This window comes from Streptomyces sp. NPDC002276 (assembly GCF_053891435.1).
Window position 1 is genome coordinate 14,111 of the sequence record NZ_JBSFCQ010000010.1, and the last position, 26,867, is coordinate 40,977.

A 26,867-nucleotide genomic window follows, 5' to 3' on the forward strand; every position below is an offset into this window, starting at 1 on the left:
CCTTACGCCTCCTTGCTCAGATTCGGACCGGCCCCACCAGCGGCCGCGTCCTCGATCGGCGGGACGTCCGGCAGCGCCGACTTCTCCTCGCCCCGGAAGGTGAAGGCCTTGGTCTCGCCCTCGCCCTCCACGTCGACGACCACGATGTGACCGGGGCGCAGCTCGCCGAAGAGGATCTTCTCCGAGAGGGTGTCCTCGATCTCGCGCTGGATCGTGCGCCGCAGCGGACGCGCGCCCAGGACGGGGTCGTAACCCTTCTTGGAGAGGAGTTCCTTGGCGGGCTGGGAGAGCTCGATGCCCATGTCCCGGTCCTTGAGGCGCTCGTCCACCTTGCCGATCATCAGGTCGACGATCTGGAGGATGTCCTCCTGGGTGAGCTGCGGGAAGACGACGACGTCGTCCACGCGGTTGAGGAACTCGGGGCGGAAGTGCTGCTTGAGCTCGTCCGAGACCTTGTTCTTCATGCGCTCGTAGTTGGACTTCGTGTCACCCGTGGCCGCGAAGCCCAGGTTGAAGCCCTTCGAGATGTCCCGCGTGCCGAGGTTGGTCGTCATGATGATGACCGTGTTCTTGAAGTCCACGACCCGGCCCTGGGAGTCGGTCAGGCGACCGTCCTCCAGGATCTGGAGCAGCGAGTTGAAGATGTCCGGGTGGGCCTTCTCGACCTCGTCGAAGAGGACGACCGAGAACGGCTTGCGGCGGACCTTCTCCGTCAGCTGGCCGCCCTCCTCGTAGCCCACGTATCCGGGGGGCGAACCGAAGAGACGCGAGACCGTGTGCTTCTCGCTGAACTCCGACATGTCGAGGGAGATCAGCGCGTCCTCGTCACCGAAGAGGAACTCGGCGAGCGCCTTGGACAGCTCGGTCTTACCGACACCGGACGGGCCGGCGAAGATGAACGAACCACCGGGACGCTTCGGGTCCTTGAGGCCCGCACGCGTACGACGGATCGCCTTCGAGAGCGCCTTGACGGCGTCCTTCTGGCCGATGACCCGCTTGTGGAGCTCGTCCTCCATGCGCAGCAGACGCGAGGACTCCTCCTCGGTCAGCTTGAAGACGGGAATGCCGGTCGCGGTCGCGAGGACCTCGGCGATCAGCTCGCCGTCGACCTCGGCGACGACGTCCATGTCGCCGGCCTTCCACTCCTTCTCCCGCTTGGCCTTGGCGGCCAGGAGCTGCTTCTCCTTGTCGCGGAGGGAGGCGGCCTTCTCGAAGTCCTGCGAGTCGATCGCGGACTCCTTGTCGCGGCGGACGCCGGCGATCTTCTCGTCGAACTCGCGCAGGTCCGGCGGCGCGGTCATCCGGCGGATGCGCATCCGGGAGCCGGCCTCGTCGATCAGGTCGATCGCCTTGTCCGGCAGGAAGCGGTCCGAAATGTACCGGTCGGCCAGCGTGGCGGCCTGCACGAGCGCCTCGTCCGTGATGGAGACACGGTGGTGCGCCTCGTAGCGGTCGCGCAGACCCTTGAGGATCTCGATGGTGTGCGGCAGGGACGGTTCCGCGACCTGGATGGGCTGGAAGCGGCGCTCAAGAGCGGCGTCCTTCTCCAGGTGCTTGCGGTACTCGTCCAGCGTGGTGGCGCCGATGGTCTGGAGCTCACCGCGGGCCAGCATCGGCTTCAGGATCGAAGCGGCGTCGATGGCGCCCTCGGCGGCACCCGCACCGACCAGCGTGTGCAGCTCGTCGATGAACAGGATGATGTCGCCGCGGGTGCGGATCTCCTTGAGGACCTTCTTCAGGCGCTCCTCGAAGTCACCGCGGTAGCGGGAGCCGGCGACCAGCGCGCCGAGGTCCAGGGTGTAGAGGTGCTTGTCCTTGAGGGTCTCGGGCACCTCGCCCTTGACGATGGCCTGGGCGAGACCCTCGACGACGGCGGTCTTGCCGACACCGGGCTCACCGATCAGGACCGGGTTGTTCTTCGTACGGCGGGACAGCACCTGCATGACCCGCTCGATCTCCTTCTCGCGCCCGATGACCGGGTCGAGCTTGGACTCACGAGCGGCCTGGGTGAGGTTCCGGCCGAACTGGTCGAGGACCAGGGACGTCGAGGGGGTGCCCTCCGCAGGGCCGCCGGCGGTGGCGGTCTCCTTGCCCTGGTAACCGGAGAGCAGCTGGATCACCTGCTGCCGCACACGGTTGAGATCAGCGCCCAGCTTGACCAGGACCTGGGCGGCGACGCCCTCGCCCTCACGGATCAGGCCGAGCAGGATGTGCTCCGTGCCGATGTAGTTGTGGCCCAGCTGAAGGGCCTCGCGGAGCGACAGCTCCAGGACCTTCTTGGCACGGGGAGTGAAGGGGATGTGACCGGACGGCGCCTGCTGGCCCTGTCCGATGATCTCCTCAACCTGCTGGCGGACCGCCTCAAGCGAAATGCCGAGGCTCTCCAGGGCCTTTGCGGCGACACCCTCACCCTCGTGGATGAGACCCAGGAGGATGTGCTCGGTGCCGATGTAGTTGTGGTTGAGCATCCGGGCTTCTTCCTGAGCCAGGACGACAACCCGCCGCGCGCGGTCGGTGAACCTCTCGAACATCGTTAATCGCTCCTCAGAGCGGTCAGGCAGTAAGGGGACGCTCCCCTCCCTGTCCTTCCGCAGCTTAGTCCCGCAAGCGGGGACCGCTCATTCCAACTGCCGACACCGGACCGAGAACCAACACTGCCTCCTGAACCGTAACGCCGACATCTGCTCCAACCTGATGGTGCGAGACGATGTTCCCGCAGGCCAGGCAGTTACCCTCACCATGAGTACGCCGATGGCGAACGTGAGACGCCCTTTTCTGCGTGTCGCCCCCTCCCACTAGGGATTGTCTTACCCGTACGGACTGACACTCCATGCCGAGCGCACCGGTTCCCTCCGCTACGGGCGAACAACCTTGCGCGGTCCGGCACCTCCGAACGCCCCTTTTCCGGCACCATGCGCAATCACCGGACCACCCAGCGTAACTCTCGGCCCGGTTCGACGGTTGCACTTGGCATGGTTGGCACAGTCCCCCCGGTCACCACGGTCCCCTCCCCCCGTCGCCCGCTCGATCCGGACGACCGGCGGCGGCACTGGTACGAGAACGAACTGGGGTGGCGGACGGTGCCCGGAGAGCCGCTGCGGCTCGTCACGGGGCTGCGTTTCGACGTCCTGGACGTGCCGGTCGAGGCCGGTGTCGCGGCGCTGTGGCGACTGGGGCCGGATTCTCCGGTGGCCGTACGGGGCGACCGGATGCGGCTGCTGGTGGCCGCGGGCAGCGCCGAGGAACTGCCGGGGCTGCTGGACTGGCTGGAGTGGGGCGCGCTGGCGCCGGCGCTGGATCTGGTGGCGCTCGGCGAGGGCGGGCACATGGAGGCACCGCCGGTCCCCGGGACGGGGGCCGTAAAAGTGCCACCGCTCTCTGACTCAGGGCCCGCGAAGGGGCACCCCGGGAGGTCGTTTCCCGCGGGTCGCCCGGATCCCGCGCAGGGGGCCGCCGTATGGCTGCGGCCCCCCGAGCCGGGGCGTGAGGTCGAAGCCTCGCTGCCGACACTGTCGGCCGTGGGGGGCGCTGGGGGCGCCCCTGATCTCGTACGACTGGTGGACACGGTGGCCACACAGTGCCACCGGATCCGGCTGCGGCGCGCGAGCGCTCAGCCGTTGGCCTTCTCGTAGGCCTCGCGAATGGACGCGGGAACACGGCCGCGGTCGTTGACCTCGTAACCGTTCTCCTTGGCCCACGCGCGAATCTGCGCCGTGTCCTGGCTGCCACCGGTAGCGGCGCGCGCCTTTCCACGACCACCCGAAGCACGGCCACCGGTACGGCGTCCGCCCTTCACGTAAGCGTCGAGAAGACCACGGAGCTTGTCCGCATTCGCGGTGGTGAGATCGATCTCGTACGTCTTGCCGTCCAGTGCGAACGTCACCGTCTCGTCCGCCTCGCCGCCGTCGAGGTCGTCGACAAGAAGGACCTGAACCTTCTGTGCCACCGGATTTCCTTTCATCGATAACTTGCGGGCCTAGGGTCTGCGGCGTCCGCCGTTTCGCCGTCCCCTGTTATATGCAGTACTGCAGTACGTCGGAAAGCAAACCGCTTTTGCTGGAAAAACACAAACCCCTGGGAGAGACCGAGTGACCTCCCCGGTCCGGAAAGATGCGCGTTTCGGACATAGGGAACCTGGGCAGGGCCTCCGGGCCGAATTGAGCGCGGCGATCACAGATGCAGAAGCATCCGACTGTTGCCCAAGGTGTTCGGTTTCACTCGTTCGAGACCCAGGAACTCCGCCACGCCCTCGTCATAGGAACGCAACAGCTCCGCGTAGACATCGGTGTCAACGGGTGTCTCACCGATCTCCACGAAGCCGTGCTTGGAGAAGAAGTCCACTTCGAAGGTGAGACAGAAAACGCGACGAACGCCTAGCCAACGGGCCGTGTGCAGCAACTTCTCCAGCAACTGATGACCTACACCGGCGCCCTTCAACCCGGGCTTCACGGCGAGAGTACGGACTTCCGCGAGGTCTTCCCACATGACGTGCAGTGCGCCGCAGCCGACCACCTCGGCGTTGTCGTCGCGTTCGGCGACCCAGAACTCCTGTATGTCCTCGTAAAGAGTCACGGTCGCTTTGTCGAGCAGGATGCGGCCGCGAACGTAGGCGTCAAGGAGTCGGCGCACCGCCGGGACATCCCCGGTCCGGGCCCGCCGGACGGTGATGGCTTTCGCGGTGACTTCTGGGTGCTCTGCTGACATGAGCGGACGCTATCGCCCGCCGCCGGAGGGCGGGGAGCCGGGGTTCTCGACGCCATCCGAGGGTTCGGGTGTTTCCGGTCCCTGGACGATGCGTACGGCGCTGCGCAGGGCCTCGCGCTGTTCGTCGCTCATCATCCCGAAGAAGGCGACGAGAGCGGCCGCGGGGTTGTCGCTCTGGGACCAGGCGTCGTTCATCAGGGCGGCCGAGTAGGCGGCCCGTGTGGAGACGGCCTCATATCGATACGCCCGGCCTTCCGCCTCGCGACGCACCCAGCCCTTCTGATGGAGATTGTCCAAAACGGTCATCACCGTGGTGTACGCGATCGACCGTTCCCGCTGAAGGTCTTCCAGGACTTCTCGAACGGTCACCGGGCGGTTCCACTTCCACACCCGCGTCATGACCGAGTCTTCGAGTTCTCCCAATGGGCGAGGCACAGCTCAGAACCATAGTGGAAAAGGCACAAAAAGGGCGTACGACTCGGAAAGCACGCGCACGCGTGCGGGAGTCGTACGCCCTTGAAGGCGCCGCCGAAAAGGCGGGGGGTCAGGCTTCGGTGGTCGAAGAGGCCTGGCGGGCGCTCTCCGCGCGCGCGATGGCGGCGTCGACGGCCGCGTCCTCCTTGGCCTTCATCGCCCCGCCCTGGGTCTTCACGATGACCCGGATCAGTCCGATGAAGAACACGGCCATGACGACCGGGGGCACGAGCGCGGAGACATAGTCCATGCCCTCCAGAGTAGCCACGGGCCCTGGAGGGGACGGGGCGGGGTCGCTTCAGCCGGCGGCGAGCTGCTGCGGCGGGTTCGCGGGCGGCGGTGCCGGTTTGCGCCGGGGGAAGACCTCGCCCGGGGTGGGGATCGGCCGGGACGGCTTCGGGGCGGCGGGCGCGGGTGCGGGCGCCGGGCGCTCCACGGGCTTGCGTACGGGCTCCTTGGCGTCCTCCCCGGCCGGATGCCCGGCCGTCGCGGAAAGGCCGCCGGAGCGGCCTCCGGGGAGCGCCAGGAGGCGGGTGCGGGACGCGGGGACGGTCGGGGCGGGGCGGGCGGTCGTACGGCGGGCCAGGCGGGCGCGTACGTCCTGTTCGGCGAGCGTGAGGCAGCGGTCGAGGAGGGCTGCGGCGGCCGGGTTCCCGCGCAGCGCACGCAGCGCGGAGAGGTCGTCGACGTCCGGGCGGTACCCGGCGCCGAGCGCCTCCTCCAGGAGCGTGAGGTAGCCGGCGGTGGTGCCGGGCAGGGCGGCGCGGTACCGGGCGAGGTCGGCGACCAGGAAGGCGCGCAGCCGGACCCCCTCGCGTACCGCTTCGTCGAGGGATTCGGCGAGCCGTAGGCAGTCCTTGACGTCCTCGGCGGAGGCGGTTCGGGGCTGGAGGGCGAGGGCGAGGGCGCGACGGAGCACACGCAGCTCCTCCGCACCGAACGCCATGCCGCCGCGGGATCCGTATGGCGTGGGCATGCGGCGACGATACGCGCTAATCAGACAAATTCGACATAGGGGGCGGGTGTGGCGCGGAGGTTTCCGCGCCGGTGCCCTGCGCCGGGACCTCCGGCGCAGGGCTGGGGCTCACATCCGCGACACGTTCCGCTCGTAGACCAGTCGCAGGCCGATCAGGGTCAGCCAGGGCTCGTGCTCGTCGATCACCGACGCCTCGCCCAGGACCATCGGGGCGAGGCCGCCGGTCGCGATCACCGTCACGTCCTCCGGGTCGTCGGCCAGCTCCTTGGCCATCCGGGTGACGACTCCGTCGACCTGTCCCGCGAACCCGTAGACGATGCCCGACTGCATCGCCTCGACGGTGTTCTTGCCGATCACGCTGCGCGGCCGGGCCACCTCGATCTTGCGCAGCTGGGCGCCCTTGACGCCGAGCGCCTCGACCGAGATCTCGATACCGGGGGCGATGACACCGCCGACGTACTCCCCGCGCGCGGACACCGCGTCGAACGTCGTCGCCGTACCGAAGTCGACGACGATCGCGGGGCCGCCGTAGAGCTCGACCGCGGCGACCGCGTTGATGATGCGGTCCGCGCCGACCTCCTTGGGGTTGTCGGTGAGGATCGGGACGCCCGTCTTGACGCCCGGTTCGACGAGGACGGCGGGCACGTCGCCGTAGTAGCGGCGGGTCACCTCGCGCAGTTCGTGCAGGACGGACGGCACGGTGGCGCAGATCGCGATGCCGTCGATGCCGTCGCCCAGCTCCTCTCCGAGGAGCGGGTGCATGCCCATCAGGCCCTGGAGGAGGACGGCGAGTTCGTCGGCGGTGCGGCGCGCGTCGGTGGAGATCCGCCAGTGCTCGACGATGTCCTCGCCGTCGAACAGACCCAGAACGGTGTGCGTGTTGCCCACGTCGATCGTGAGGAGCATGACTACTGCGCCTCACGGAGGTCGAGGCCGATGTCCAGGATCGGCGCGGAGTGGGTCAGGGCGCCCACGGCGAGATAGTCCACCCCGGTGTCGGCGTACTCCTTGGCGTTGTCCAGGACGAGCCGTCCCGAGGCCTCCAGGGCGGCGCGGCCGTGCACGATGCCGACGGCCTCCGCGCACTCGCCGGGCGTGAAGTTGTCCAGCAGGATCAGGTCGGCGCCCGCGTCCAGGACCTCGCGGAGCTGGTGCAGGGTGTCGACCTCGACCTCGATCGCCACCTCCGGGAAGGCCTCCCGTACGGCCTTGAAGGCCTGGGCGACGCCGCCCGCGGCGACCACGTGGTTGTCCTTGACGAGAGCCGCGTCCGACAGGGACATGCGGTGGTTGACGCCACCGCCGCAGCGGACCGCGTACTTCTCCAGGGAGCGTAGGCCCGGCGTCGTCTTGCGGGTGTCGCGGACCTTCGCCCTCGTGCCCTCCAGGGCGTCCGCCCACGCGCGCGTGGCGGTCGCGATGCCGGAGAGGCGGCACAGGATGTTGAGCGCGCTGCGCTCGGCGGTCAGCAGGTCGCGCGTGCGCGTGGTGACCGACAGGAGCGTCTGTCCGGCCTCCACGCGGTCGCCGTCCTCCACGTGCCGCTCGACCTCGAACTCGTCGGTGCAGACCACGGAGATGACCGCTTCGGCGACCCTGAGGCCCGCCACGACGCCGGACTCGCGCGCGGTGAAGTCGGCGGTGGCGACGGCCCCTTCGGGGATGGTCGCCACGGTCGTCACGTCGACACCGCCGTCGAGGTCCTCCTGGACGGCGACGTTGGCGATGTCCTCGACCTCCACGGGGTCGAGACCCGCGTCGGCCAGGAGTTCGGCGAGCGCGGGGTCCAGGCCGCACACTGCGTATTCTGCGGCCTCCGCGTCGGCGCCCGCGCCGCAGGCACAGCCGTCGCCGCAGCCGCCGCTGTCGGCGAGGGGAAGGTCGGGGGTGCTCACTTCTGTCACTGCTCCTGGGGACGGTGCTGCCGGGTCGGGGGGAAGTCTGCGGTGTCCGTGGTGTGGACGGCCAGCGTGCGGTCGGGATTCAGCCGCACGACGATGTGGCGGCGCCAGGCGCTGTCGTCGCGCTCGGCGTGGTCCTCGCGCCAGTGGCAACCCCGGGTCTCCTCGCGCCGGGCGGCGGCGGTGACCAGGACGCGGGCCACGCACAGGAGGTTGGTGGCCTCCCAGGTGTCGACGCCGGGCTCGGCGGTCTTGCCGTTCTCGTCGAGCGCGTCACGGGCGTCGGTGTGCAGCCGCTGGAGCTGTCCGGCGGCCTTGGCGAGGCCGTCGGCGGAGCGCAGGACGCCCGCGCCCTCGGTCATGATCCGCTGGATCGCGAAACGGGCCTCGGGGGCGAGCAGCGGGTGCGCGGGCTTCTGGGGGTGCGGGACCGGTTCGGGCACGCGCGCGTGGAGGGCGTTCCCCGTCTGGCTCGCGGTGATGTCGGCGACGATCCGCTCGGCGTAGACCAGGCCTTCGAGGAGGGAGTTGGAGGCGAGCCGGTTCGCGCCCTGCACGCCGGTGCAGGCGACCTCGCCGCACGCGTACAGGCCGGGGACGGTCGTACGGCCCCGGGAGTCGGTGCGGACGCCGCCAGAGGCGTAGTGGGCGGCCGGGGCGACCGGGACGGGCTCGGTGACCGGGTCGATGCCGTGGCTGCGGCAGGCGGCGAGGATCGTCGGGAAGCGGTGCTCCCACATGTCGGCGCCGAAGTGCCGGGCGTCGAGGAACATGTGCTCGGCGTCCTGCTCCAGCATGCGCCGCGTGATGCCCTTGGCGACGATGTCCCGGGGCGCGAGCTCGGCCAGTTCGTGCTGGCCCACCATGAAGCGCACGCCGTCGGCGTCGACGATGTGGGCGCCCTCGCCGCGCACCGCCTCGGAGACGAGGGGCTGCTGGCCCTCCGCGTCGGCGCCGAGGAACAGCACGGTGGGGTGGAACTGCACGAACTCCAGGTCGGAGACCTCGGCGCCCGCGCGGAGGGCGAGTGCGACCCCGTCGCCGGTCGACACGGACGGGTTGGTGGTGGCCGAGAAGACCTGCCCCATGCCGCCGGTCGCGAGGACCACGGCGGGCGCGTGCACGGCCCCCACACCGTCGTGCTGGCCCTCTCCCATGACGTGCAGGGTGACGCCCGCCGTACGGCCCTCGGCGTCCGTCAGGAGGTCCAGCACGAGCGCGTTCTCGATCGTGCGCAGGCCACGCGCGTGTACGGCCTCGACGAGCGCCCGGGAGACCTCCGCGCCGGTCGCGTCGCCGCCCGCGTGCGCGATGCGGCGCCGGTGGTGGCCGCCCTCGCGGGCCAGCTCCAGTCCTCCTTCGGAGGACTCGTCGAAGTGGGCGCCGGTCTCGATGAGCCGCCGTACGGCGTCGGGGCCCTCGGTGACGAGGATCCGTACGGCCTCCTCGTCGCACAGGCCCGCGCCCGCCACCAGGGTGTCGTCCAGGTGCTGTTCGGGGGTGTCGCCCTCCCCGAGGGCGGCGGCGATGCCGCCCTGGGCCCAGCGGGTGGAGCCGTCGTCGAGGCGGGCCTTGGTGACGACGACCGTCCGCAGGCCCGCCGCCTCGCAGCGCAGGGCCGCGGTCAGCCCCGCCACTCCGGAGCCGACGACCACCACGTCCGCGGCGATGGACCACCCGGGCGCGGGCGCGTGCAGTCGTATGCCTGTGCTGGTCACGAGGCGGCTCCGAGGGTTCCGAAAGCGAGTGGGATGTTGTCGATCAGCCGGGTCGTCCCGACCCGGGCGGCGACGGCGAGGACGGCCTCGCCGGTGAAGTCCTCGTCCACGTCGGTGAAGTCGGACGGGTCGACCAGGGCGAGGTAGTCCAGGGCGAGCGGCGGGTCGAGGCGGGCGGCGGCGTCGAGGACCAGGCGGGCGGCCGCGCGGACGGACGCCGGACCGCCGGGGCCGGGGGCGGCCTTGGCGACGGCGTGCGCGTCGGCCGCCGCGCGGGACTCCCCTATGGCGCTGAGCGCCTCGGCACGCGCGTGCGTGGCGGGCACTTCGAGGGCCCGCGCGCGCAGCGCCTCCTGGGCCGCGTGCCGGTCGCGGCCGGCGAACAGGGCCTGGGAGAGGGCGAGCGCGGTGCGCCGCTCCCGGGGGGACAGATAGCGGTTGCGGCTGGACAGCGCCAGGCCGTCGGCCTCGCGCACGGTCGGCACGCCGACGATGTCGGTGCCGAAGTTCAGGTCGCGCGCCATGCGGCGGATCAGGGCGAGCTGCTGGGCGTCCTTCTGGCCGAACAGGGCGGTGTCGGGGCGGGTGAGGTGCAGCAGCTTGCCGACGACGGTGAGCATGCCGTCGAAGTGGCCGGGGCGGACGGCGCCCTCCAGGCGTTCGCCCATGGGGCCCGCCGAGATGCGGACCTGGGGTTCGCCGCCCGGGTAGACCTCGTCCACGGAGGGCGCGAACACGACGTCGGCGCCCGCGAGTTCGGCGATCTTGAGGTCGGCGTCCAGGGTGCGCGGGTAGCGGTCGAGGTCCTCGCCCGCGCCGAACTGCAGCGGGTTCACGAAGACGGTGACCACGACCTCGCCATCCGGTCCGGCGAGTTCGCGCGCGGTGCGGACCAGGGTGGCGTGGCCCTCGTGCAGGGCACCCATCGTCATGACGACGGCGCGGCGGCCCGCACGCGTGCGTGCGTGCAGTTCGTCGGCGGTGCGCAGCAGGGTGGCGGTCATCCGGCATCTCCCTCGGTGCCGTTGGCGAGGACTCCGAGGAGGTCCTCGGCGAGTTCCGGCTTGAGCAGTCCGTGGGCCAGCGCCCGGTCGGCGGTCGCGCGGGCCATCGCCAGATAGCCGGCGACGGTCCCCGGGGCGTGCTTGCGCAACTCGGTGACGTGCGCGGCGACGGTGCCCGCGTCCCCGCGCGCGACGGGGCCGGTCAGGGCCGCGTCGCCGGAGCGCAGGGCGTTGTCCAGGGCGGCGCCGAGGAGCGGGCCGAGCATCCGGTCGGGGGCCTCGACGCCGGCCGTGCGCAGCAGCTCCATGGACTCGGCGACCAGGGTGACCAGGTGGTTGGCGCCCAGGGCGAGGGCCGCGTGGTAGAGCGGGCGGTTCTCCTCGGCGATCCACTCGGGCTCGCCGCCCATCTCGATGACCAGGGCCTCGGCGGCCAGCCGGAGTTCCTCGGGCGCGGTGACCCCGAAGGAGCATCCCGCGAGGCGCTGGACGTCCACAGGAGTGCCCGTGAAGGTCATCGCGGGGTGCAGGGCCAGCGGCAGCGCGCCGACGCGCAGAGCGGGGTCCAGGACCTTCGCGCCGTACCGCCCGGAGGTGTGCACGAGGAGCTGTCCGGGGCGTACGGCGCCGGTCTCGGCGAGGCCCTCCACGAGGCCGGGCAGGGCGTCGTCCGGGACGGTGAGCAGCACCAGGTCGGCGCGCTCCAGGACCTGGGCGGGTGTGAGCACCGGCACGTCGGGGAGCATCAGCGCGGCCCGTCGCCTGGAGGCGTCGGAGACCCCGGAGACGGCCACCGGGCGGTGCCCGGCGAGCTGGAGGGACGCGGCCAGCACGGGGCCCACCCGGCCGGCGCCGACGACGCCGACGGCGAGCCGCGCGGGGCGGTCCTTGGGCTCTGGCTGTTGGAATGTACTCACGCGAGTGCGGCCTTCCCGTTCCAGTCCGCTCCGGGTACCGGACGATTTCTCGTCATGTTAACGCGATCGGTTCGAGGGGCGTCCGGTTGTCCACAGGCTGTGGGTTGTCGCACAGTCCCGGCGGCAGTTCCGGCGGACCGGAAAGCCTGTGGAAACCCGGATGCTCGCACGTACGTGCGCCAGGCATCATCCGGAGCATGAACGATGCGGCCGAACAGAGTGACCAAGAGACAGAGCCGGCGACCGACGAGGAACGGAACCTGGAGCGCCGTAGACGGCGTATCGCCGCGAACCGGAGCGCCGAGCGGTCCCTCGCGCACCTCGGGTTCCTGGACCCCCTCCGGGAGCGGCTCGCCTTCGTCCAGGAGGCGGCCGAGCTGTACGACCTGGACGAGGCGTCGGACATGTACGGCAGCGAGGTCGTCGAGACCCTGGAGAAGCGGGTCGCCGAACTGCTCGGCAAGGAGGCCGCGGCCTTCTTCCCCACGGGCACGATGGCGCAGCAGGTGGCCCTGCGCTGCTGGGCGGGCCGTACCGGCAACCCGACGGTGGCCGTGCACCCGCTGGCCCACCCCGAAGTGCACGAACGGAACGCCTTCAGCCAGGTCAGCGGCTTGCGCCCGGTCCATGTGACGAGCGAGCCCCGGCAGCCGACCGCCGACGAGGTGCACGACTTCCCGGAGCCCTTCGGGGCGCTGATGCTCGAACTGCCCCTCCGGGACGCCGGTTTCGTCCTCCCCACCTGGGAGGAGCTGACCGCCCTCGTCGACGCCGCGCACGAACGCGACGCGGTGGTCCACTTCGACGGCGCCCGCCTGTGGGAGTCCACCACCCACTTCGGCCGCCCGCTCGACGAGATCGCGGGCCTGGCGGACAGCGTCTACGTGTCGTTCTACAAGTCCCTCGACGCCCTCGGCGGCGCCGCGCTCGCCGGCCCGAAGACCCTGATCGACGAGGCGAAGACCTGGCGGCACCGCTACGGAGGCGCGGTCTTCCAGCAGTTCCCCACCGTGCTGACGGCCCTCGCGGGCCTGGACCGGGAGCTGCCCCGGCTGCCCTCGTACGTGGCCCACGCGCGCGTGGTCGCCGAGGCGCTGCGCGAGGGCTTCGCCGCGGCCGGCGTGCCGTGGACCCGCGTCCACCCCGAGCAGCCGCACACACCCGACTTCCAGGTCTGGCTGCCGTACGACCGCGACGCCGTCACGGAGGCCGCGATCCGGCAGGCCGAGGAGACGAGGACCGCGCTGTTCGCCAATCCCTGGGACGCGAAGGGTCCGGGGCTGGCGGTGACGGAGGTCTACGTACGGGCCGCCGCCCTGGAGTGGACGGCCGAGGACGTGAAGGCGGCGGTCGCGGACTTCGTGGTCCGCCTGAAGGAGGAGACCGGCGGCTGAGGGGCGTCGGGCCTGGCGGGCGTCAGCGGGTGGGGCGGGGCGGCCGGTACCGCAGGTGGCCGCGCACCTAGCGCGCGGTGCGCCGGTCGTGGACGCCTACCGGGGGCGGGGGGATCTGGCCCGGCCGCCCCGCCGCCGTCGCGTCGATTGACGGGCCGCGTCAATCGACGGGGGCGTTGTCAGTGGCGGGGTGCACGATGGGGACATGAGCGTGCACATCGACATCACGGGGCTGCGGCCGGAGCAGGTCGTCTTCGCGCCCTCGCCCCTGGGCGAGCTGTGCATGGCGCTGCACGCGATGTCCGAGCCGGGTCATCATCCCGGCCTCCAGGGGTGGGTGACCGGCGTCACCGCGCGGCTCGACCCGCATCTGGCCGATCGGATGTGCGAGGCGGACTTCCTGTGGCGGTCGACGTTCTCCGACCTGTTCCTGCCGTGCGCGGGCATCCCGGGCCGCAGCACACTCCCCGGGGCCACCCTCGCCGAGGAACTGGACCTGGTGGACAAGCTGACGGACGAGCAGTTCGTGGACGCGGCGCTGGAGTTCACCACCTGCAACATCACCTACAGCACCGGCGGACCCGGCCCGCTCTCGGACGCCACGATCAGGCTGCGCGCCCTGGAGCAGGCCGCGACCCGCGGTCCGCGTCAACTGGCATTCACCGAGCGGCTGTTGGCCGACCCGCCGCGGACCAGGGCCTGGCTGCGGCAGTTCCTGGAGGACTGCGACGAGGCCTTCTTCGCGGACACCTGGTCCCGGATGCAGCACCAGCTCGCGGCCGACGCCCGCCACAAGACGGACCTGCTGCGGCACAAGGGCCTGGCGGAGGCGCTGACGTCGATGTCCACCGCCGTGACGCTCGACGAGAGCGCCACCCGCATCACGGTCGACAAGCTCGGCGACGGCCGTACGGCGACCCAGGACGGCGGCCTCCTCCTGGTCCCCACCAGCCTGGGCTGGCCGCACCTGACGGTCCTGTACCGGTACGGCTGGCAGCCCGTCGTGCACTACCCCGTGGGGTCGCCCAAGTTCGCCGCGCCGACCTCCCTGGAGCAGCTGACGCTGCGGATGACCGCCCTGTCCCACCCGGTCCGCATGCGTATGTGCCGCAGCCTGGCCCGCACCGCGTTCACCACCAGCGAGCTGACCCAGGTGCACGGCATGACCGCCCCCGAGATATCCCGCCACCTCGGCGTCCTGAAGAGGGCCGGTCTGATCACCACCCGCCGCCGCGGCCGCTACGTCCTGCACCAGCTGGACGTCACGATGGTGGCCCGTCTGGGCAGCGACTTCCTGGAGGGCATCCTCAGGTAGGCGCGGTCACCGTGCCTCAGCCGTGCCCGCCGGCCCGCACCAGCCCCGTCTCGTACGCCAGGACGACCACCTGCACCCGGTCCCGAAGGCCGAGCTTGGTCAGGATGCGGCCGACATGGGTCTTCACGGTCGCCTCGGACAGCACCAGGCGGGCCGCGATCTCGCCGTTGGACAGCCCTGTGGCGACGAGGATCATGACCTCGCGCTCGCGCTCGGTGAGCCGCTCCAGCTCCTTGTGCTGGGGCTCCTTGCCGGCGGAGGGCAGCATCGGGGCGAAGCGGTCCAGGAGCCGGCGGGTCGTCGAGGGCGCCACCACGGCGTCCCCGCTGTGCACGGAGCGGATCGCGGTGAGGAGTTCGCCGGGCGGCACGTCCTTGAGCATGAACCCGGAGGCGCCTGCCTTCAGCCCGGAGAAGGCGTACTCGTCGAGGTCGAAGGTGGTCAGGATCAGCACCTTGGGCGGGTTCTCGCCCTGGCAGATGCGACGGGTGGTCTCCACGCCGTCCAGCTTCGGCATGCGGACGTCCATCAGCACCACGTCGACCGCGGTGGCGGCCAGCACCTGAAGGGCCTCGACACCGTCGCCCGCCTCCGCGACGACCTCCATGTCCGGCTGGGCGGCGAGCACCATCCGGAAACCGGTGCGCAGCAGCACCTGGTCGTCGACGAGCATCACGCGGATCGTCATCGGGTCCTCTTCCGTTCCGTCAGCAGGATCGTTCAACAATTCATTCAACAGGTTGAGGCCGTTCAACAGGTCGTTCAACAATTCGTTACAGGTGTCAGTACTCGACGTACGAAAGATCAGTGGGCGGGTTTCAGCGGCAGCAGGGCGCTGATGCGGAACCCGCCGCCCGGGCGCGGGCCCGCGTCCAGGGTGCCCCCGACCATGCCGACCCGCTCGCGCATACCGATCAGACCATGCCCCTGGCCGTCGGCGCCGCCCTCCTCGTACAGCTCGTGCGGGGCGCCCTTGCCGTCGTCCTCGACGAGCAGCCCGAGACCGTCGTCGAAGTACACCAGCCGCACACTGGCGCCCGTGTTGGGCCCCCCATGCTTGCGGGTGTTGGTGAGCGCCTCCTGCACGATCCGGTACGCCGTCAGCTCGACGCCGCTGGGCAGCGGGCGCGGGGTGCCCTCGACCTTGAAGTCGACGGGCAGTCCGGACGTACGGCACTGCTGGACCAGGTCGTCGATCTGCTCGACGTCCGGCTGCGGAACGTACTCGCCGGCCTCCTTGTGCTCGCCGGTGCGCAGCACGCCCAGCAGGCGGCGCATCTCGGCGAGGGCCTGGCGGCCGGTGGAGGAGATCGTCTCCAGGGCCTTCTTCGCCTGGTCCGGCGCGGAGTCCAGGACGTAGGCGGCGCCGTCGGCCTGGACCACCATCACCGACACGTTGTGCGCGACCACGTCGTGCAGCTCGCGAGCGATCCGGGCGCGCTCGGCGGCGACCGCGACCTTCGCCTGCGCCTCGCGCTCCTTCTCCAGCCGGGCGGCCCGCTCCTCCAGCTGGGCGAAGTAGGCGCGCCGGGTGCGCATCGAGTCGCCCAGCACCCAGGCCAGCGCGAACGGCACCGTCTGGAAGACCGCGATCGCGACAAGACCGGCGGAACTGGTGTGCTCCTGGGGCCAGCGGATCTGCGACAGGGTCGCCGCGCCCAGACCGGTCGCCAGGGCGAAGCGGGAGGCCCAGCGGGCGCCGACCGCGGCGACCGTGTAGACGATCACCAGCATGGCGAAGTCGGCCGCCACGGGCTCGACGTCGAGGACCAGCTGCGCGAGACCCGTCACCAGGACCAGGACGAGCATCTTCTCCGGCCAGCGGCGGCGCAGTGCGATCGCCACACACATGACGGCGGACACCGCCAGCGCGCCCGTGGCCGTCCCGTGCCGGCCCGACGCGTAGCTGGTACTCGCGATGCTCACGCCGCTCAGCCCCAGCAGGAAGACAGCCCAGAAGGTGTCGACCCATGTCGGGTGTCTGCGGAGGAAGTCGTAGAGGCGCTGCACGTAACCCAGCGTAGGGAAGCGGGAAGTGTGCGGGGGTCAACCGGAGGATCGATCCGTATACGCCCGGCGTACTCCCCAAGGTGGAGGCCCGGTTGTCCTGTGCACTTAATCTGGCCCCGTGACGGACGACACTGCGGCCGGGTGGCGGGCGGCGGCCGAGGACGCTCTGTACGGGCCCGAGGGGTTCTACCGGAGGCCCGAGGGGCCCGCCGGACACTTCCGTACGTCCGTGCACGCGTCGGCGCTCTTCGCGGGGGCCGTGGCAAGGCTGCTGTGCCGGGTGGACGAGGCGCTGGACCGGCCGGCCGCGCTGGACCTCGTGGACCTGGGCGCGGGCCGCGGCGAGCTGGTGACCGGCGTGCTCGCCGCGCTGCCCGCCGAAGTGGCGGCACGCGTGCGTGCCTCCGCCGTCGAGATCGCCGACCGCCCCGAGGGACTCGATCCCCGCGTCGAGTGGCTGACCGACTCCCCGAAGGGGATCACCGGGCTGCTGTTCGCCAACGAGTGGCTGGACAACGTACCGGTGGAGGTCGCCGAGGTGGACTCCGCCGGCGTGCCACGGCTCGTGCTCGTACGGGAGGACGGGACCGAGCGGCTCGGGGAGCCGGTCGCCGGTGCGGAGGCCGAGTGGCTCGCGCGGTGGTGGCCCCTGGCGCCCGAGGAGGGACTGCGCGCCGAGATCGGGCTCCCCAGGGACACGGCCTGGGCGTCCGCCGCCGCCACCGTCGACCGGGGGCTCGCGATCGCCGTCGACTACGCGCACACCCTGGACGCCCGCCCTCCGTTCGGCACGCTCACCGGTTTCCGCGAGGGCCGCGAGACGGCACCCGTGCCGGACGGCTCGTGCGACATCACCGCGCACGTCGCCCTGGACGCCTGCGCGACGGCCGCGACCTCAGCGGGCGCGCTACCCGGCGCACACCTGCTCACCCAACGCGCCGCCCTGAGCGCCCTCGGCGTCACAGGCGCGCGCCCCCCGCTCACCCTGGCCTCCACCGACCCGGCGGAGTACGTCCGCGCCCTCGCGCGCGCCGGAGAAGCCGCCGAACTCACCGCACCGGGCGGCCTCGGCGACTTCGGCTGGCTCGTGCAGTCGGTTGGAATTCCGGACCCGCTCGACGAGCCGTAGACGCCCTCTACTGGTCGCCTACTTGTCGCCTACTTGTCGATGTCCCCGACCACGAAGAACAACGACCCCAGAATCGCCACCATGTCCGCCACCAGCGTCCCCGGCAGCAGCACCGCGAGCGCCTGGATGTTGTTGTAGGACGCCGAGCGCAGCTTCAGCCGGTACGGGGTCTTCTCACCCTTGCTGACGAGGTAGTAGCCGTTGATGCCGAGCGGGTTCTCGGTCCACGCGTACGTGTGCCCCTCGGGCGCCTTGAGGACCTTCGGGAGCCGCTGGTTGATCGGCCCCGGCTCCAGCTCGGCGAGCCGGTCGAGGCAGGCGTCCGCGAGGTCGAGCGCGTTGTGGGTCTGCTCCAGGAGCACTTCGAAGCGGGCGAGACAGTCGCCCTCCCGGCGCGTGACGACCTTCAGGGTGTCCTGGAGCTCGCCGTACGCGAGATACGGCTCGTCGCGCCGCAGGTCGAAGTCGACGCCCGAGGCGCGCGCGATGGGCCCGCTCACCCCGTAGGCGTGCACAGCCTCCGGGGACAGTGTGCCGACTCCCCGGGTGCGTCCCCGGAAGATCTCGTTGCCGAGCACCAGGTCGTCGAAGCGGTCCATCCGGGAACGTACGGCGGCGACGGCTTCACGCGCGCGGGAGGCCCATCCGGCGGGCAGGTCCTCCTTGAGGCCGCCGACGCGGTTGAACATGTAGTGCATGCGCCCGCCGGAGACCTCCTCCATGACGTTCTGAAGGACCTCGCGCTCCCGGAACGCGTAGAACACCGGGGTGATACCGCCGAGTTCGAGGGGGTACGACCCCAGGAACATCAGGTGGTTGAGCACCCGGTTCAGCTCGGCGAGCAGAGTGCGCGTCCACACCGCGCGCGGGGGCACCTCCATGCCGAGCATGCGCTCCACCGCGAGGACCACGCCCAGCTCGTTCGAGAACGCCGACAGCCAGTCGTGGCGGTTGGCGAGCATGATGATCTGGCGGTAGTCGCGCGCCTCGAAGAGCTTCTCGGCGCCGCGGTGCATATAGCCGATCACCGGCTCCGCGTGCTGGATGCGCTCGCCGTCCAGGACGAGCCGCAGCCGCAGCACACCGTGCGTGGAGGGGTGCTGGGGGCCGATGTTGAGCACCATGTCGGTACTTTCCGCGGCGCCGCCGATCCCGACCGTGGTCTCCGTCGTGGGAGTCATGGACACAGTCTCTCGTACGTACGCTTGCGCCATGGAAACGGGGACTGCCGCTCAGGACGACGCGGCGCGCGAGCCGGTGTGGACCGGGCTGCCGCCGGGGCTGCTGAAGATGCGCCGGATGCTGCTGGTGGTGTGGCTGGGGGTGCTGGCCCTTGCCCTGGGGGTGCCGCTTGGTCTGTTCGCCGGCCCGGGGTGGGCGGCGTTCGCGCTGCTGCCGCTCGGCGTCATGGCGTGGGGCTGGGTGGTCCTGGGCCGTAACTGGCGCTCCTGGCGGTACGCCGAGCGCGCCGACGACCTGCTGATCAGCAAGGGCGTGCTGTGGCACCACGAGACGATCGTCCCGTACGGGCGGATGCAGCTCGTGGAGGTGACCTCGGGGCCCGTGGAGCGGCACTTCGGGCTCGCGAGCGTGCAGCTGCACACGGCCGCCGCGGCGACCGACGCGACCATCCCGGGCCTCGACCCGGCCGAGGCCGAACGGCTGCGCGACCGGCTCACCGAACTCGGCGAGGCCCGATCGGCGGGGCTGTGACGACGCCGGGCGCCGACAAGGACGTACCCGAGGCCGCGGAGGTCGTAGCGGCCGTACGGGAACAAGTGCCCGTCGTGGAGCGGCGGTTGCATCCGGTGACGCCGTTGCGCCGGGCGTGGGCGCCGGTCGCCGTCATCATCGGGTGGGCGGTGCACGACCCCAACCAGGCACAGGAACAGCTGACCCGGCTGACCACCATCACCCTGCTGATCGCGCTGGCCGTGATCGTGCCGGCCGCCGGTCTGTACGGCTTCCTGACCTGGTGGTTCACCCACTTCGCGGTGACCGACACCGAACTGCGCATCCGTACCGGCCTGTTGTTCCGGCGCACCGCGCACATCCGGCTGGAACGCATCCAGGCCGTCGACGTGACACAGCCGCTCCTCGCGCGCGTGGCGGGCGTCGCCAAGCTGAAGCTGGACGTCGTGGGGACCGACAAGAAGGACGAACTGGCCTTCCTCGGAGAGGACGAGGCGCGGGCGCTGCGGGCCGAACTCCTCGCGCGGGCGGCCGGGTTCGCGCCCGAGACCGCCCACGAGGTCGGCGAGGCGCCCGCGCGGCAACTGCTGCACGTGCCGGCCGGGGTCCTCGCGGTGTCCCTGGTGCTGACCGGCGCCACCTGGGGATCGCTGGCCGCCGCACTCGTCGTACCACCACTCCTGTGGTTCGCCACCCACAGCGTGTGGACGGTCCTCGCGACCGCGCTGCCGCTGCTGGGCGCGGCGGGCGCGAGCAGCGTGGGGCGGTTCGTCGGCGAGTACGACTGGACGGTGGGCGAGTCCCCCGACGGACTGCGCATCGACCACGGGCTGCTGGACCGCACGCACGAGACGGTGCCGCCGGGGCGGGTGCAGACCGTGCGGATCGTGGAGCCGCTGCTGTGGCGGCGGCGCGGGTGGGTGCGGGTCGAGCTGGACGTGGCCGGATCGTCCAACTCCGTGCTGGTACCGGTCGCCCCGCGCGAGATCGCCGAGTCGGTCGTCGCGCGCGTGCTGCCCGGTGTGACGGTGCCGTCGCGCCCGGAGCTTTCCCGGCCGCCGCGCAGGGCGGCCCGGTGCGTGCCGTTGTGGTGGCGGGGCTACGGCCTCGCGGTCACCGACACGGTGTTCGTGGCCCGGCACGGACTGCTGCGCCGCAGCACGGCGCTGGTACCGCACGCGAAGGTGCAGAGCGTACGGCTCGCGCAAGGGCCCTGGGAGCGGCTCTGGGGGCTTGCCGAGGTGCATGTGGACACCGGGGCCAACGCGACCGTGACAGCCCGTCTGCGGGACGCGGGCGAGGCCGCGGAGCTGCTCCGCGCCCAGGCCGAGCGCTCCCGGACGGGCCGCAGGGACGCCCGCCCGGACCGCTGGATGGCCTGACGGCCGGCCAGGACTCGTTCGGTCAGGAAGCCGCGCTGCGCAGTCCGGGAAGGTTGATCTGCTCGGTCTCGTCGTGCGCCGTCAGGTCGATGACCTGGACCGCGCCGACGCCCCGGGACCGCTCGTCGGCGGGCTTGAACTGTGCCTCGGCCTCCGCCTTGTGCACCGCCAGGGCCTCCTGGCCCACGACGTCGGCGAGATCCTCGTTCTGCACGGCGTCCATCTCGGCGGACGCCGCGCCCTTCTGCATACCGAAGAAGTCGAACCCGCCCTCGATGGGCCGCCGCGCGGGAGACGCCGGTACGACCGCCACCGCGGTCGGCACGGTGAAGTGGCCCGAGGGATGCGCGGGTTGGACGGACTTCGCGGCCGGGGCGACGGCGGCCGCGTGCTCATGCCCGTCGACCGCCTCGGGCTTCCCCTCCGCCTCGTCCTCCTGCGCGGCCTCCGACTCGACCGCGGGGTGGCCGGTGGCCTCCACCGGGGCGGGCTCGGCCGACGCGGAGCCGTCGTCCTTCGGCACGGGGGCCGCCGACTCTGCGTCGTCGTCGAGCCGCACCAGGGCCGCCTGCGCCCGCAGGAACAGCTTGGACCCCTCCGGGGAGAACACCGGTGAAGCCGCCGGCTTCTTCTCCGCGACGGCCTCGGCCCCGGACTCCTCGTCGGCGTCCTCGGTCCCGTCGGTCCCGTCCTCGGCGTCCGTCCCGGACTCGACCAGGGCAGCCACAGCCTCCGTGTCGTCCGTCTCGGCGTCTTCGCCGTCTTCGTCGTCCTGGAGATCCACGAGGTCCAGGTTCAGGTCCGCGTCCGCCGGGACTTCGTCGTCGGCGTCCGCCGGAACCGGCGGCAACGCGTGCGTGGCGGGTTCCGCGGCCTCTATCTCCAGCAGGCGGCGGCCCTCCAGGGCGCTGGCGCGCTCGGTCTCCGCCGTGGCGTACCGGCGCAGCAGCGCCGCGTGTTCGTTGCGCAGTCCCGCAAGCTCCGTGCGCTTGGCGCGCAGCTTGTGCTCCAGCTTGACGCGCAGTTCGCGCGACTCGTCGAGGTCGGACTCAAGTTCGGCGAGCCGCTCCTCGTAGCGCCACTCGTCGCTCGTACGCGCGCGTACCAGGTCGGCGACCTGCTTGCCCGCCTGAGTGTCCCAGCGGCGCATGACGGCCGCCCCGACGAGCGCGGTCGCGGCGGCTATCGCGGCGACTATGCGCAGCGCGGCGGCTTGCGAGAAGACCCACGGCCCGAAGGCGCAGACGAGCGACACGCCTGCGATCGCCGAGGGAGGCAACAGCCGGTGCAACGGCGGGGAATGGCGGTGACGTCCACGTGGCATGGCCAGAAACTTACCGCGCGTAGGCGAATCATGGTGCCCCGCCCGGTAAAAACACAGCCACTCCTATTCCCTCACCTCGGTAGAACGGTCACTTTCAGCCGTTGTCGAGCCGTCCGCTCAACCACTCCAGGGTCGCCGGGATCTCCCGTCGCCAGGTGTTGAAGTTGTGGCCGCCGCTGTCCAGGATGATCGACGCGATACGGGTGGAGTTGTTGGCCTTCACCTTGTCGATGAATTTCAGGGTGTCCTTGTAGTTGTGCTCCCCGGCCTTGCTGCTGGTGACGAGCAGTGAGGTGTCGGGCGCGGGACGGTGCTTGAGGTACCACCAGAGGTTCGCCTCGTTGCGCAGCGTCTCGTCGCCCTGGAAGAGGTCACCGGTGGTGGGGTCGATCGGCGCCTTGTAGTACGGCGAAAGGCCCGCGCCCGCCGCGTACACCCCGGGGTGGTGCATGGCGAGTTTCAGGGCGCAGTAACCGCCCGTGGAATCACCGACGATGCCCCAGCTCCCTGGTTTTCTGCCCACCCTGTAGTGGGCCGTTACGGCGTCCGGAAGGTCCTTGGCGAAGAAGGACTCGGTCCGCGGTCCGCCCGGGACGTCCACGCACTCCGTGTCGCGCGGCGGCGCCACCGTGGGCCGCAGCATCACCAGGATCATCGGCCGCATCCGGCCGCTCCTGGCCAGTTGCAGTGCCGTGCGCGGGTAGTTGAGCTTGTCGACGAGCGCCTGGGCGGTGCCCGGGTACCCCGTGAGGACTACTGTCGCGGGGAACGTGCGGGTGCGGTACCGCGGCTGGAAGTACTCCGGCGGCAGATAGACGTAGGCAGGGGTGGCGATGTGGGTCGTACGGCCGACTATGTCGACGCGCTGCACCTGGCCCACGCTGCTCGGCAGGGAGGCGCCGCCCGGGGCGTCCACCCGCCGGGTGCCGACCACGTGGAGCGGGCCGCCGGGGCCGCGGAGCGCCGTGTGGTCGACGACCACGCCCTGGTCGGTCTCCCGGCCGAACAGGTCGGACCAGCTGGCGTAGAACCCGAAGGCCTGGTTGGCGCCGAGGCCGACCGAGGCGAAGAGCACCAACTGCGTTGCCAGCAGCAGGCCTACGCGCCCGCTGACGGCCCGCCAGTTCCGCCGGGCCAGCCGCGGCCACAGCCATACCGTGCCGACGAACAGCAGCACGGCGCACACGAACGCCAGTGTCAGCACTTTGTTGCTCGTGAGTCCCATGAACTGTCCCCGCCTGCGCTTTCCGCCCTGACGGCACGCAAGTTTCGCGTGCGTTTGCCTTGGGCTTTCCACTGCCTTTGAACCGGCTTTTCGCTGGGGAAGGAACCTCCTTCCCCTAGACACCGTCCTAGAGGGCGCAATGTCGCCGGATGCCCGAATCGGGCCCGGATCCAAGGTCTCTCGCAGAACTACGGGATGCGATGTCTGTCAGGATAGATGGGGAATTGTCGGGTGGGGTTCCGAGCCGGTCAGGCCGGGTCCGGCGCATAGTCCGAGGTCCGCGCCCCGAGGTCGTTCCCACGCTCGTCGCAAGGGCCTGCGCCCTCGTCGGCCTGCTGGACATCGCCGCGGGGGTGTTCCCGCGCTTCCGGCACAGCCGTATGCACACCATGGCGGAGGTGCTGCCGGGCGCGCTCGGCCCCTTCGCCGCGGCGCTCTCGCTCAGCGCCGGTGTACTGCTGCTGCTCCTCGCACACGGGCTCAGGCGGCGCAAGCGCCGTGCCTGGCGGGCCGCGGTGGCACTCCTTCCGGCGGGCGCGGTGGCGCAGTTCGCGTACCGGCACTCGCTCATAGGAGTCGTCATCTCGGCCGCGCTGCTCGCACCGCTGCTGATGCACCGCGACGAGTTCCGCGCGCTGCCCGACCCGCGCAGCAGGTGGCGCGCGCTCGCCAACTTCGTGCTCATGGGCGCCGGTTCCCTCGTCCTCGGACTGGTCATCGTCAGCGTCCACTCCAAGCGCATGGTCGGCGACCCGAGCCTGGCCGACCGGATCAGTCACGTCCTGTACGGCCTGTTCGGCTTCGAGGGCCCTGTCGACTACGAAGGCAGCACCTCCTGGACGGTCGCCTTCTCCCTGGGCGCCCTGGGGCTGCTCACCGCCGTGACGACGATCTACCTCGCGTTCCGGCCCGAACACCCGGCCGCGCGGCTCACCCCTGAGGACGAGACGCAGTTGCGCGCCCTCCTTGAGAAGCACGGCCGCCGCGACTCGCTCGGCCACTTCGCGCTGCGCCGCGACAAGGCCGTCGTCTTCTCGCCCAGCGGCAAGGCGGCGGTGACGTACCGCGTCGTCTCCGGGGTGATGCTCGCCAGTGGTGACCCCATCGGCGACGTGGAGGCCTGGCCGGGCGCCATCGAGCGGTTCATGGACGAGGCGAAGGCCCACTCCTGGACGCCGGCCGTCATGGGCTGCTCCGAGACCGGCGGCGAGGTGTGGACCCGCGAGACCGGCCTCGACGCCCTCGAACTCGGCGACGAGGCGGTGGTGGACGTGGCGGATTTCTCGCTCGCCGGGCGCGCGATGCGCAACGTGCGCCAAATGGTGAAGCGCATCGAGCGGGCCGGCTACGAAACCCGGGTACGGCGTGTACGTGACGTCAGCGAAGGCGAACTGGAGCGGATCCGGCTCGCCTCGGAGGCCTGGCGCGGCACCGACACCGAACGCGGCTTCTCCATGGCGCTCGGCCGCATCGGCGACCCCGCCGACGGCGACTGCTTCATCGCGACCGCCCACAAGGCCGACGAACAGCCGGGCGAGTACGGCGACCTGAAGGCGATCCTGCACTTCGTGCCCTGGGGCACCGACGGCATGTCCCTGGACCTGATGCGCCGCGACCGCGCGGCCGACCCGGGGATGAACGAACTGCTGATCGTCGCCTCCCTCCAGGCGGCACCGAAGCTCGGCATCACGCGCGTGTCGCTCAACTTCGCGATGTTCCGCGCGGCGCTCGCCCGCGGCGAGAAGATCGGCGCGGGCCCGGTGCTGCGCGCCTGGCGCGGGCTGCTGGTCTTCCTGTCGCGCTGGTTCCAGATCGAGTCCCTGTACAAGTTCAACGCCAAGTTCCAGCCCCGCTGGGAGCCGCGCTTCGTCGTCTACCGCGCCTCCGGCGACCTCCCCCGCATCGGCTTCGCCGCGATGCAGGCCGAGGGCTTCGTCAACCTCGCCCTCCCCCTGCCCCGCTTCCTCCGCCGCCGCAAGGCCGTGGCTCCGGCCTGCGCCCACGGGCTCGCGGAACGGGATGTGCGGGCCGCTTGACCCACCGGGCCGGTCCGAGCGCGCACCCCGCCTCCGCGCGGGGCGCGATCGCCCGGACCGGCCCGTTCGCGTTCGGCCCACGGGACCGTCGCCCCTCCCCCAAGGCCTACGCTGAACGTATGAGCAAGCAGAGCGGGCGCGGGCGCGTCACGGGCCTTCCGGAATGGGACCGGTGCGCGGTCATGGGGGTCGTGAACGTCACCCCTGATTCCTTCTCCGACGGCGGCCGCTTCTTCGACACCACGGCCGCGGTCAAGCGCGGCCTCGGCCTGGTCACCGAGGGCGCCGACCTCGTGGACGTCGGCGGGGAGTCCACCCGCCCCGGCGCCACCCGCGTCGACGAGGCGGAGGAACTCAAACGCGTCATCCCCGTAGTGCGCGGTCTCGCCTCCGAGGGCGTCACCGTCTCCGTCGACACCATGCGCGCCTCCGTCGCCGAACAGGCCCTCACCGCCGGCGCCGTCCTGGTCAACGACGTCAGCGGCGGCCTCGCCGACCCCGCGATGATCCCGGTCGTCGCCGCCGCGGGCGCCCCCTTCGTCGTCATGCACTGGCGCGGCTTCCTGGAGGGCGGCAACGTCAGGGGCGTCTACGACGACGTCGTCACCGAAGTCGTCGACGAACTGCACGCGCGCGTGGAGGCCGTTCTCGCCGGAGGCGTCGCCCCCGACCGTGTCGTCGTCGACCCGGGCCTCGGCTTCTCCAAGGACGCCGAACACGACCTCGTCCTCCTCGCCCACCTCGACCGGCTGCTCGGCCTCGGCCACCCCCTGCTGGTCGCCGCCTCCCGCAAGCGGTTCCTCGGCCATGTCCTCGCCGGCCCCGAGGGAGCGCCCCCGCCCGCGCGCGAGCGCGACGCCGCCACCGCAGCCGTCTCCGCGCTCGCGGCGCACGCCGGAGCGTGGGCGGTGCGCGTCCACGAGGTGCACGCCACCGCGGACGCCGTACGCGTCGCACGCGCCGTCGAGGGAGCGCGCGCCCTCGGCGCCCGCCCGGCCTCGCACCCCAGCTCCGAGGGAGCCCGGTGAGCGCCCCCCACACCGACATCGAGCAGGTCGAACTCGCCAACACGGCGTTCTACGAGACCCTGGAGCGCGGCGACTTCGACGAGCTGTCCGACCTCTGGCTCACCCCCGCCGATCTGGGCGTCGACGAGGAGTACCACGACCCCGCGGACACCGGCGTGATCTCCTGCGTGCACCCGGGCTGGCCGGTGCTCACCGGACGCGGCGAGGTCCTGCGGTCGTACGCGCTGATCATGGCGAACACCGAGTACATCCAGTTCTTCCTGACCGACGTCCACGTCTCGGTGACCGGCGACACCGCGCTGGTCACCTGCACGGAGAACATCCTCAGCGGCGGCCCGGCCCCGGACGACAGCGACGAACTCGGCCCGCTCGTCGGCCAGCTCGTGGTCGCCACGAACGTGTTCCGGCGCACCCCCGAGGGCTGGAAGCTCTGGTCGCACCACGCGTCCCCGGTCCTGGCCGAAAACGACGAGGACGAAAGCGACGAGTCACCCTCCTGAGTGGGGCGGCGCCCCTGTGGGCACTCGTCGGGACCAAGAAGTGGTTGGAATCACGAACCGGCGGGTAGGGGCGGCTACCGACCCATGAGCCGCCGGGTTCCCCGGGGGAAACGGTCGGCGAAACCTGCGGGCCCGGAC

At 71.3% G+C, this 26,867-nt stretch carries 25 protein-coding genes; 9 read left to right on the forward strand and 16 right to left on the reverse strand.

What is annotated here, in order from left to right:
- Positions 1 to 2: 2 nt before the first annotated feature.
- Positions 3 to 2,531, reverse strand: a complete 2,529-nt coding sequence (locus ACWIHT_RS24750; RefSeq protein ID WP_456170403.1) for an ATP-dependent Clp protease ATP-binding subunit — start codon at positions 2,529 to 2,531, stop codon at positions 3 to 5.
- A 441-nt stretch (positions 2,532 to 2,972) separates the two neighbouring features.
- Here ACWIHT_RS24750 and ACWIHT_RS24755 point away from each other — a divergent pair, with 441 nt between their 5' ends.
- Positions 2,973 to 3,632 (forward strand): SCO3374 family protein, encoded by a 660-nt coding sequence (locus tag ACWIHT_RS24755; RefSeq protein WP_456170404.1) that lies wholly within the window; start codon positions 2,973 to 2,975, stop codon positions 3,630 to 3,632.
- Here the strand turns inward: ACWIHT_RS24755 and ACWIHT_RS24760 are convergent.
- The 10 genes from ACWIHT_RS24760 to ACWIHT_RS24805 all read right to left on the reverse strand — a co-directional run bounded on the left by ACWIHT_RS24760 (position 3,611) and on the right by ACWIHT_RS24805 (position 11,694).
- Positions 3,611 to 3,946 (reverse strand): histone-like nucleoid-structuring protein Lsr2, encoded by a 336-nt coding sequence (locus ACWIHT_RS24760; protein WP_019075461.1) that lies wholly within the window; start codon positions 3,944 to 3,946, stop codon positions 3,611 to 3,613. The genes ACWIHT_RS24755 and ACWIHT_RS24760 overlap by 22 nt on opposite strands.
- Before the next feature lie 224 nt (positions 3,947 to 4,170).
- A complete protein-coding gene (locus tag ACWIHT_RS24765; protein ID WP_200715432.1) occupies positions 4,171 to 4,704 on the reverse strand; it encodes an amino-acid N-acetyltransferase in 534 nt (177 codons plus the stop codon).
- A 9-nt stretch (positions 4,705 to 4,713) separates the two neighbouring features.
- Positions 4,714 to 5,103 (reverse strand): BlaI/MecI/CopY family transcriptional regulator, encoded by a 390-nt coding sequence (locus ACWIHT_RS24770; protein WP_456170405.1) that lies wholly within the window; start codon positions 5,101 to 5,103, stop codon positions 4,714 to 4,716.
- A gap of 145 nt (positions 5,104 to 5,248) precedes the next feature.
- The gene (locus ACWIHT_RS24775; protein WP_019075458.1) at positions 5,249 to 5,428 is read right to left on the reverse strand and encodes a hypothetical protein; all 180 of its coding nucleotides are present in this window, start codon (positions 5,426 to 5,428) and stop codon (positions 5,249 to 5,251) included.
- A 48-nt stretch (positions 5,429 to 5,476) separates the two neighbouring features.
- On the reverse strand, positions 5,477 to 6,124 hold the full coding sequence (locus ACWIHT_RS24780) for a hypothetical protein (RefSeq protein WP_456170733.1): 648 nt from the start codon (positions 6,122 to 6,124) through the stop codon (positions 5,477 to 5,479).
- A 138-nt stretch (positions 6,125 to 6,262) separates the two neighbouring features.
- The gene (locus ACWIHT_RS24785) at positions 6,263 to 7,060 is read right to left on the reverse strand and encodes a type III pantothenate kinase (protein WP_019075456.1); all 798 of its coding nucleotides are present in this window, start codon (positions 7,058 to 7,060) and stop codon (positions 6,263 to 6,265) included.
- A 2-nt stretch (positions 7,061 to 7,062) separates the two neighbouring features.
- Positions 7,063 to 8,049 carry a carboxylating nicotinate-nucleotide diphosphorylase gene (gene nadC, locus ACWIHT_RS24790; RefSeq protein WP_456170407.1) on the reverse strand — a complete coding sequence of 329 codons (987 nt, stop codon included), beginning with the start codon at positions 8,047 to 8,049 and terminating at the stop codon, positions 7,063 to 7,065.
- A 5-nt stretch (positions 8,050 to 8,054) separates the two neighbouring features.
- Positions 8,055 to 9,773, reverse strand: coding sequence for an L-aspartate oxidase (locus tag ACWIHT_RS24795; RefSeq protein WP_456170408.1), 1,719 nt, complete (start codon positions 9,771 to 9,773; stop codon positions 8,055 to 8,057).
- On the reverse strand, positions 9,770 to 10,777 hold the full coding sequence (gene panC / locus ACWIHT_RS24800) for a pantoate--beta-alanine ligase (RefSeq protein ID WP_456170409.1): 1,008 nt from the start codon (positions 10,775 to 10,777) through the stop codon (positions 9,770 to 9,772). The genes ACWIHT_RS24795 and panC overlap by 4 nt, the downstream gene beginning before the upstream one ends.
- Entirely contained in the window at positions 10,774 to 11,694 is a 921-nt protein-coding gene (locus ACWIHT_RS24805) for a Rossmann-like and DUF2520 domain-containing protein (protein ID WP_399122219.1), read from the reverse strand. Before ACWIHT_RS24805 ends, panC begins: the two co-directional genes overlap by 4 nt.
- Positions 11,695 to 11,891: 197 nt before the next feature.
- Here ACWIHT_RS24805 and ACWIHT_RS24810 point away from each other — a divergent pair, with 197 nt between their 5' ends.
- Positions 11,892 to 13,088 carry a threonine aldolase family protein gene (locus tag ACWIHT_RS24810; protein WP_456170410.1) on the forward strand — a complete coding sequence of 399 codons (1,197 nt, stop codon included), beginning with the start codon at positions 11,892 to 11,894 and terminating at the stop codon, positions 13,086 to 13,088.
- A 205-nt stretch (positions 13,089 to 13,293) separates the two neighbouring features.
- Positions 13,294 to 14,403, forward strand: coding sequence for a DUF5937 family protein (locus tag ACWIHT_RS24815; RefSeq protein ID WP_456170412.1), 1,110 nt, complete (start codon positions 13,294 to 13,296; stop codon positions 14,401 to 14,403).
- A 16-nt stretch (positions 14,404 to 14,419) separates the two neighbouring features.
- On the opposite strand, the gene ACWIHT_RS24820 is transcribed toward ACWIHT_RS24815, so the two are convergent.
- Both ACWIHT_RS24820 and ACWIHT_RS24825 read right to left on the reverse strand, forming a co-directional pair.
- A complete protein-coding gene (locus tag ACWIHT_RS24820) occupies positions 14,420 to 15,091 on the reverse strand; it encodes a response regulator (protein WP_399122216.1) in 672 nt (223 codons plus the stop codon).
- A gap of 116 nt (positions 15,092 to 15,207) precedes the next feature.
- Positions 15,208 to 16,413, reverse strand: a complete 1,206-nt coding sequence (locus ACWIHT_RS24825; protein ID WP_456170414.1) for a DUF7134 domain-containing protein — start codon at positions 16,411 to 16,413, stop codon at positions 15,208 to 15,210.
- 118 nt (positions 16,414 to 16,531) lie between these two features.
- Between ACWIHT_RS24825 and ACWIHT_RS24830 the strand changes: the two genes are divergently transcribed.
- Positions 16,532 to 17,542 carry an SAM-dependent methyltransferase gene (locus tag ACWIHT_RS24830; protein ID WP_456170415.1) on the forward strand — a complete coding sequence of 337 codons (1,011 nt, stop codon included), beginning with the start codon at positions 16,532 to 16,534 and terminating at the stop codon, positions 17,540 to 17,542.
- Positions 17,543 to 17,571: 29 nt separating this feature from the next.
- On the opposite strand, the gene ACWIHT_RS24835 is transcribed toward ACWIHT_RS24830, so the two are convergent.
- Entirely contained in the window at positions 17,572 to 18,723 is a 1,152-nt protein-coding gene (locus ACWIHT_RS24835) for an NADH-quinone oxidoreductase subunit D (protein ID WP_456170416.1), read from the reverse strand.
- A gap of 31 nt (positions 18,724 to 18,754) precedes the next feature.
- Here ACWIHT_RS24835 and ACWIHT_RS24840 point away from each other — a divergent pair, with 31 nt between their 5' ends.
- The gene (locus tag ACWIHT_RS24840) at positions 18,755 to 19,255 is read left to right on the forward strand and encodes a PH domain-containing protein (protein WP_456170417.1); all 501 of its coding nucleotides are present in this window, start codon (positions 18,755 to 18,757) and stop codon (positions 19,253 to 19,255) included.
- Positions 19,252 to 20,616 (forward strand): PH domain-containing protein, encoded by a 1,365-nt coding sequence (locus ACWIHT_RS24845; protein WP_456170418.1) that lies wholly within the window; start codon positions 19,252 to 19,254, stop codon positions 20,614 to 20,616. The genes ACWIHT_RS24840 and ACWIHT_RS24845 overlap by 4 nt, the downstream gene beginning before the upstream one ends.
- 22 nt (positions 20,617 to 20,638) lie before the next feature.
- Here ACWIHT_RS24845 and ACWIHT_RS24850 read toward each other — a convergent pair whose 3' ends face one another.
- Together ACWIHT_RS24850 and ACWIHT_RS24855 are read right to left on the reverse strand one after the other, a co-directional pair.
- Positions 20,639 to 21,940, reverse strand: coding sequence for a hypothetical protein (locus ACWIHT_RS24850; protein WP_456170420.1), 1,302 nt, complete (start codon positions 21,938 to 21,940; stop codon positions 20,639 to 20,641).
- Between the two features lie 94 nt (positions 21,941 to 22,034).
- Positions 22,035 to 23,165 carry an alpha/beta hydrolase gene (locus ACWIHT_RS24855; protein WP_456170421.1) on the reverse strand — a complete coding sequence of 377 codons (1,131 nt, stop codon included), beginning with the start codon at positions 23,163 to 23,165 and terminating at the stop codon, positions 22,035 to 22,037.
- Between the two features lie 224 nt (positions 23,166 to 23,389).
- Between ACWIHT_RS24855 and ACWIHT_RS24860 the strand changes: the two genes are divergently transcribed.
- From ACWIHT_RS24860 to ACWIHT_RS24870, 3 genes are all read left to right on the forward strand, one after another.
- Complete coding sequence (locus tag ACWIHT_RS24860; protein WP_456170422.1) at positions 23,390 to 25,201, forward strand: phosphatidylglycerol lysyltransferase domain-containing protein; 1,812 nt, start codon at positions 23,390 to 23,392, stop codon at positions 25,199 to 25,201.
- Positions 25,202 to 25,320: 119 nt separating this feature from the next.
- Positions 25,321 to 26,229, forward strand: a complete 909-nt coding sequence (gene folP / locus ACWIHT_RS24865) for a dihydropteroate synthase (RefSeq protein WP_456170423.1) — start codon at positions 25,321 to 25,323, stop codon at positions 26,227 to 26,229.
- Positions 26,226 to 26,729 carry a nuclear transport factor 2 family protein gene (locus ACWIHT_RS24870; RefSeq protein ID WP_456170424.1) on the forward strand — a complete coding sequence of 168 codons (504 nt, stop codon included), beginning with the start codon at positions 26,226 to 26,228 and terminating at the stop codon, positions 26,727 to 26,729. Before folP ends, ACWIHT_RS24870 begins: the two co-directional genes overlap by 4 nt.
- Positions 26,730 to 26,867: the final 138 nt, after the last annotated feature.

Coding starts and splice junctions, on each gene's coding strand:
- ACWIHT_RS24835 (WP_456170416.1), bottom strand. CDS start 18,723: ATGACTCCCACGACGGAGACCACGGTCGGGATCGGCGGCGCCGCGGAA.
- ACWIHT_RS24810 (WP_456170410.1), top strand. CDS start 11,892: ATGAACGATGCGGCCGAACAGAGTGACCAAGAGACAGAGCCGGCGACC.
- ACWIHT_RS24755 (WP_456170404.1), top strand. CDS start 2,973: ATGGTTGGCACAGTCCCCCCGGTCACCACGGTCCCCTCCCCCCGTCGC.
- folP (WP_456170423.1), top strand. CDS start 25,321: ATGAGCAAGCAGAGCGGGCGCGGGCGCGTCACGGGCCTTCCGGAATGG.
- ACWIHT_RS24855 (WP_456170421.1), bottom strand. CDS start 23,165: ATGGGACTCACGAGCAACAAAGTGCTGACACTGGCGTTCGTGTGCGCC.
- ACWIHT_RS24785 (WP_019075456.1), bottom strand. CDS start 7,060: ATGCTCCTCACGATCGACGTGGGCAACACGCACACCGTTCTGGGTCTG.
- ACWIHT_RS24820 (WP_399122216.1), bottom strand. CDS start 15,091: ATGACGATCCGCGTGATGCTCGTCGACGACCAGGTGCTGCTGCGCACC.
- ACWIHT_RS24780 (WP_456170733.1), bottom strand. CDS start 6,124: ATGGCGTTCGGTGCGGAGGAGCTGCGTGTGCTCCGTCGCGCCCTCGCC.
- ACWIHT_RS24775 (WP_019075458.1), bottom strand. CDS start 5,428: ATGGACTATGTCTCCGCGCTCGTGCCCCCGGTCGTCATGGCCGTGTTC.
- ACWIHT_RS24850 (WP_456170420.1), bottom strand. CDS start 21,940: ATGCCACGTGGACGTCACCGCCATTCCCCGCCGTTGCACCGGCTGTTG.
- ACWIHT_RS24770 (WP_456170405.1), bottom strand. CDS start 5,103: ATGACGCGGGTGTGGAAGTGGAACCGCCCGGTGACCGTTCGAGAAGTC.
- ACWIHT_RS24840 (WP_456170417.1), top strand. CDS start 18,755: ATGGAAACGGGGACTGCCGCTCAGGACGACGCGGCGCGCGAGCCGGTG.
- ACWIHT_RS24765 (WP_200715432.1), bottom strand. CDS start 4,704: ATGTCAGCAGAGCACCCAGAAGTCACCGCGAAAGCCATCACCGTCCGG.
- panC (WP_456170409.1), bottom strand. CDS start 10,777: ATGACCGCCACCCTGCTGCGCACCGCCGACGAACTGCACGCACGCACG.
- ACWIHT_RS24815 (WP_456170412.1), top strand. CDS start 13,294: ATGAGCGTGCACATCGACATCACGGGGCTGCGGCCGGAGCAGGTCGTC.
- ACWIHT_RS24750 (WP_456170403.1), bottom strand. CDS start 2,531: ATGTTCGAGAGGTTCACCGACCGCGCGCGGCGGGTTGTCGTCCTGGCT.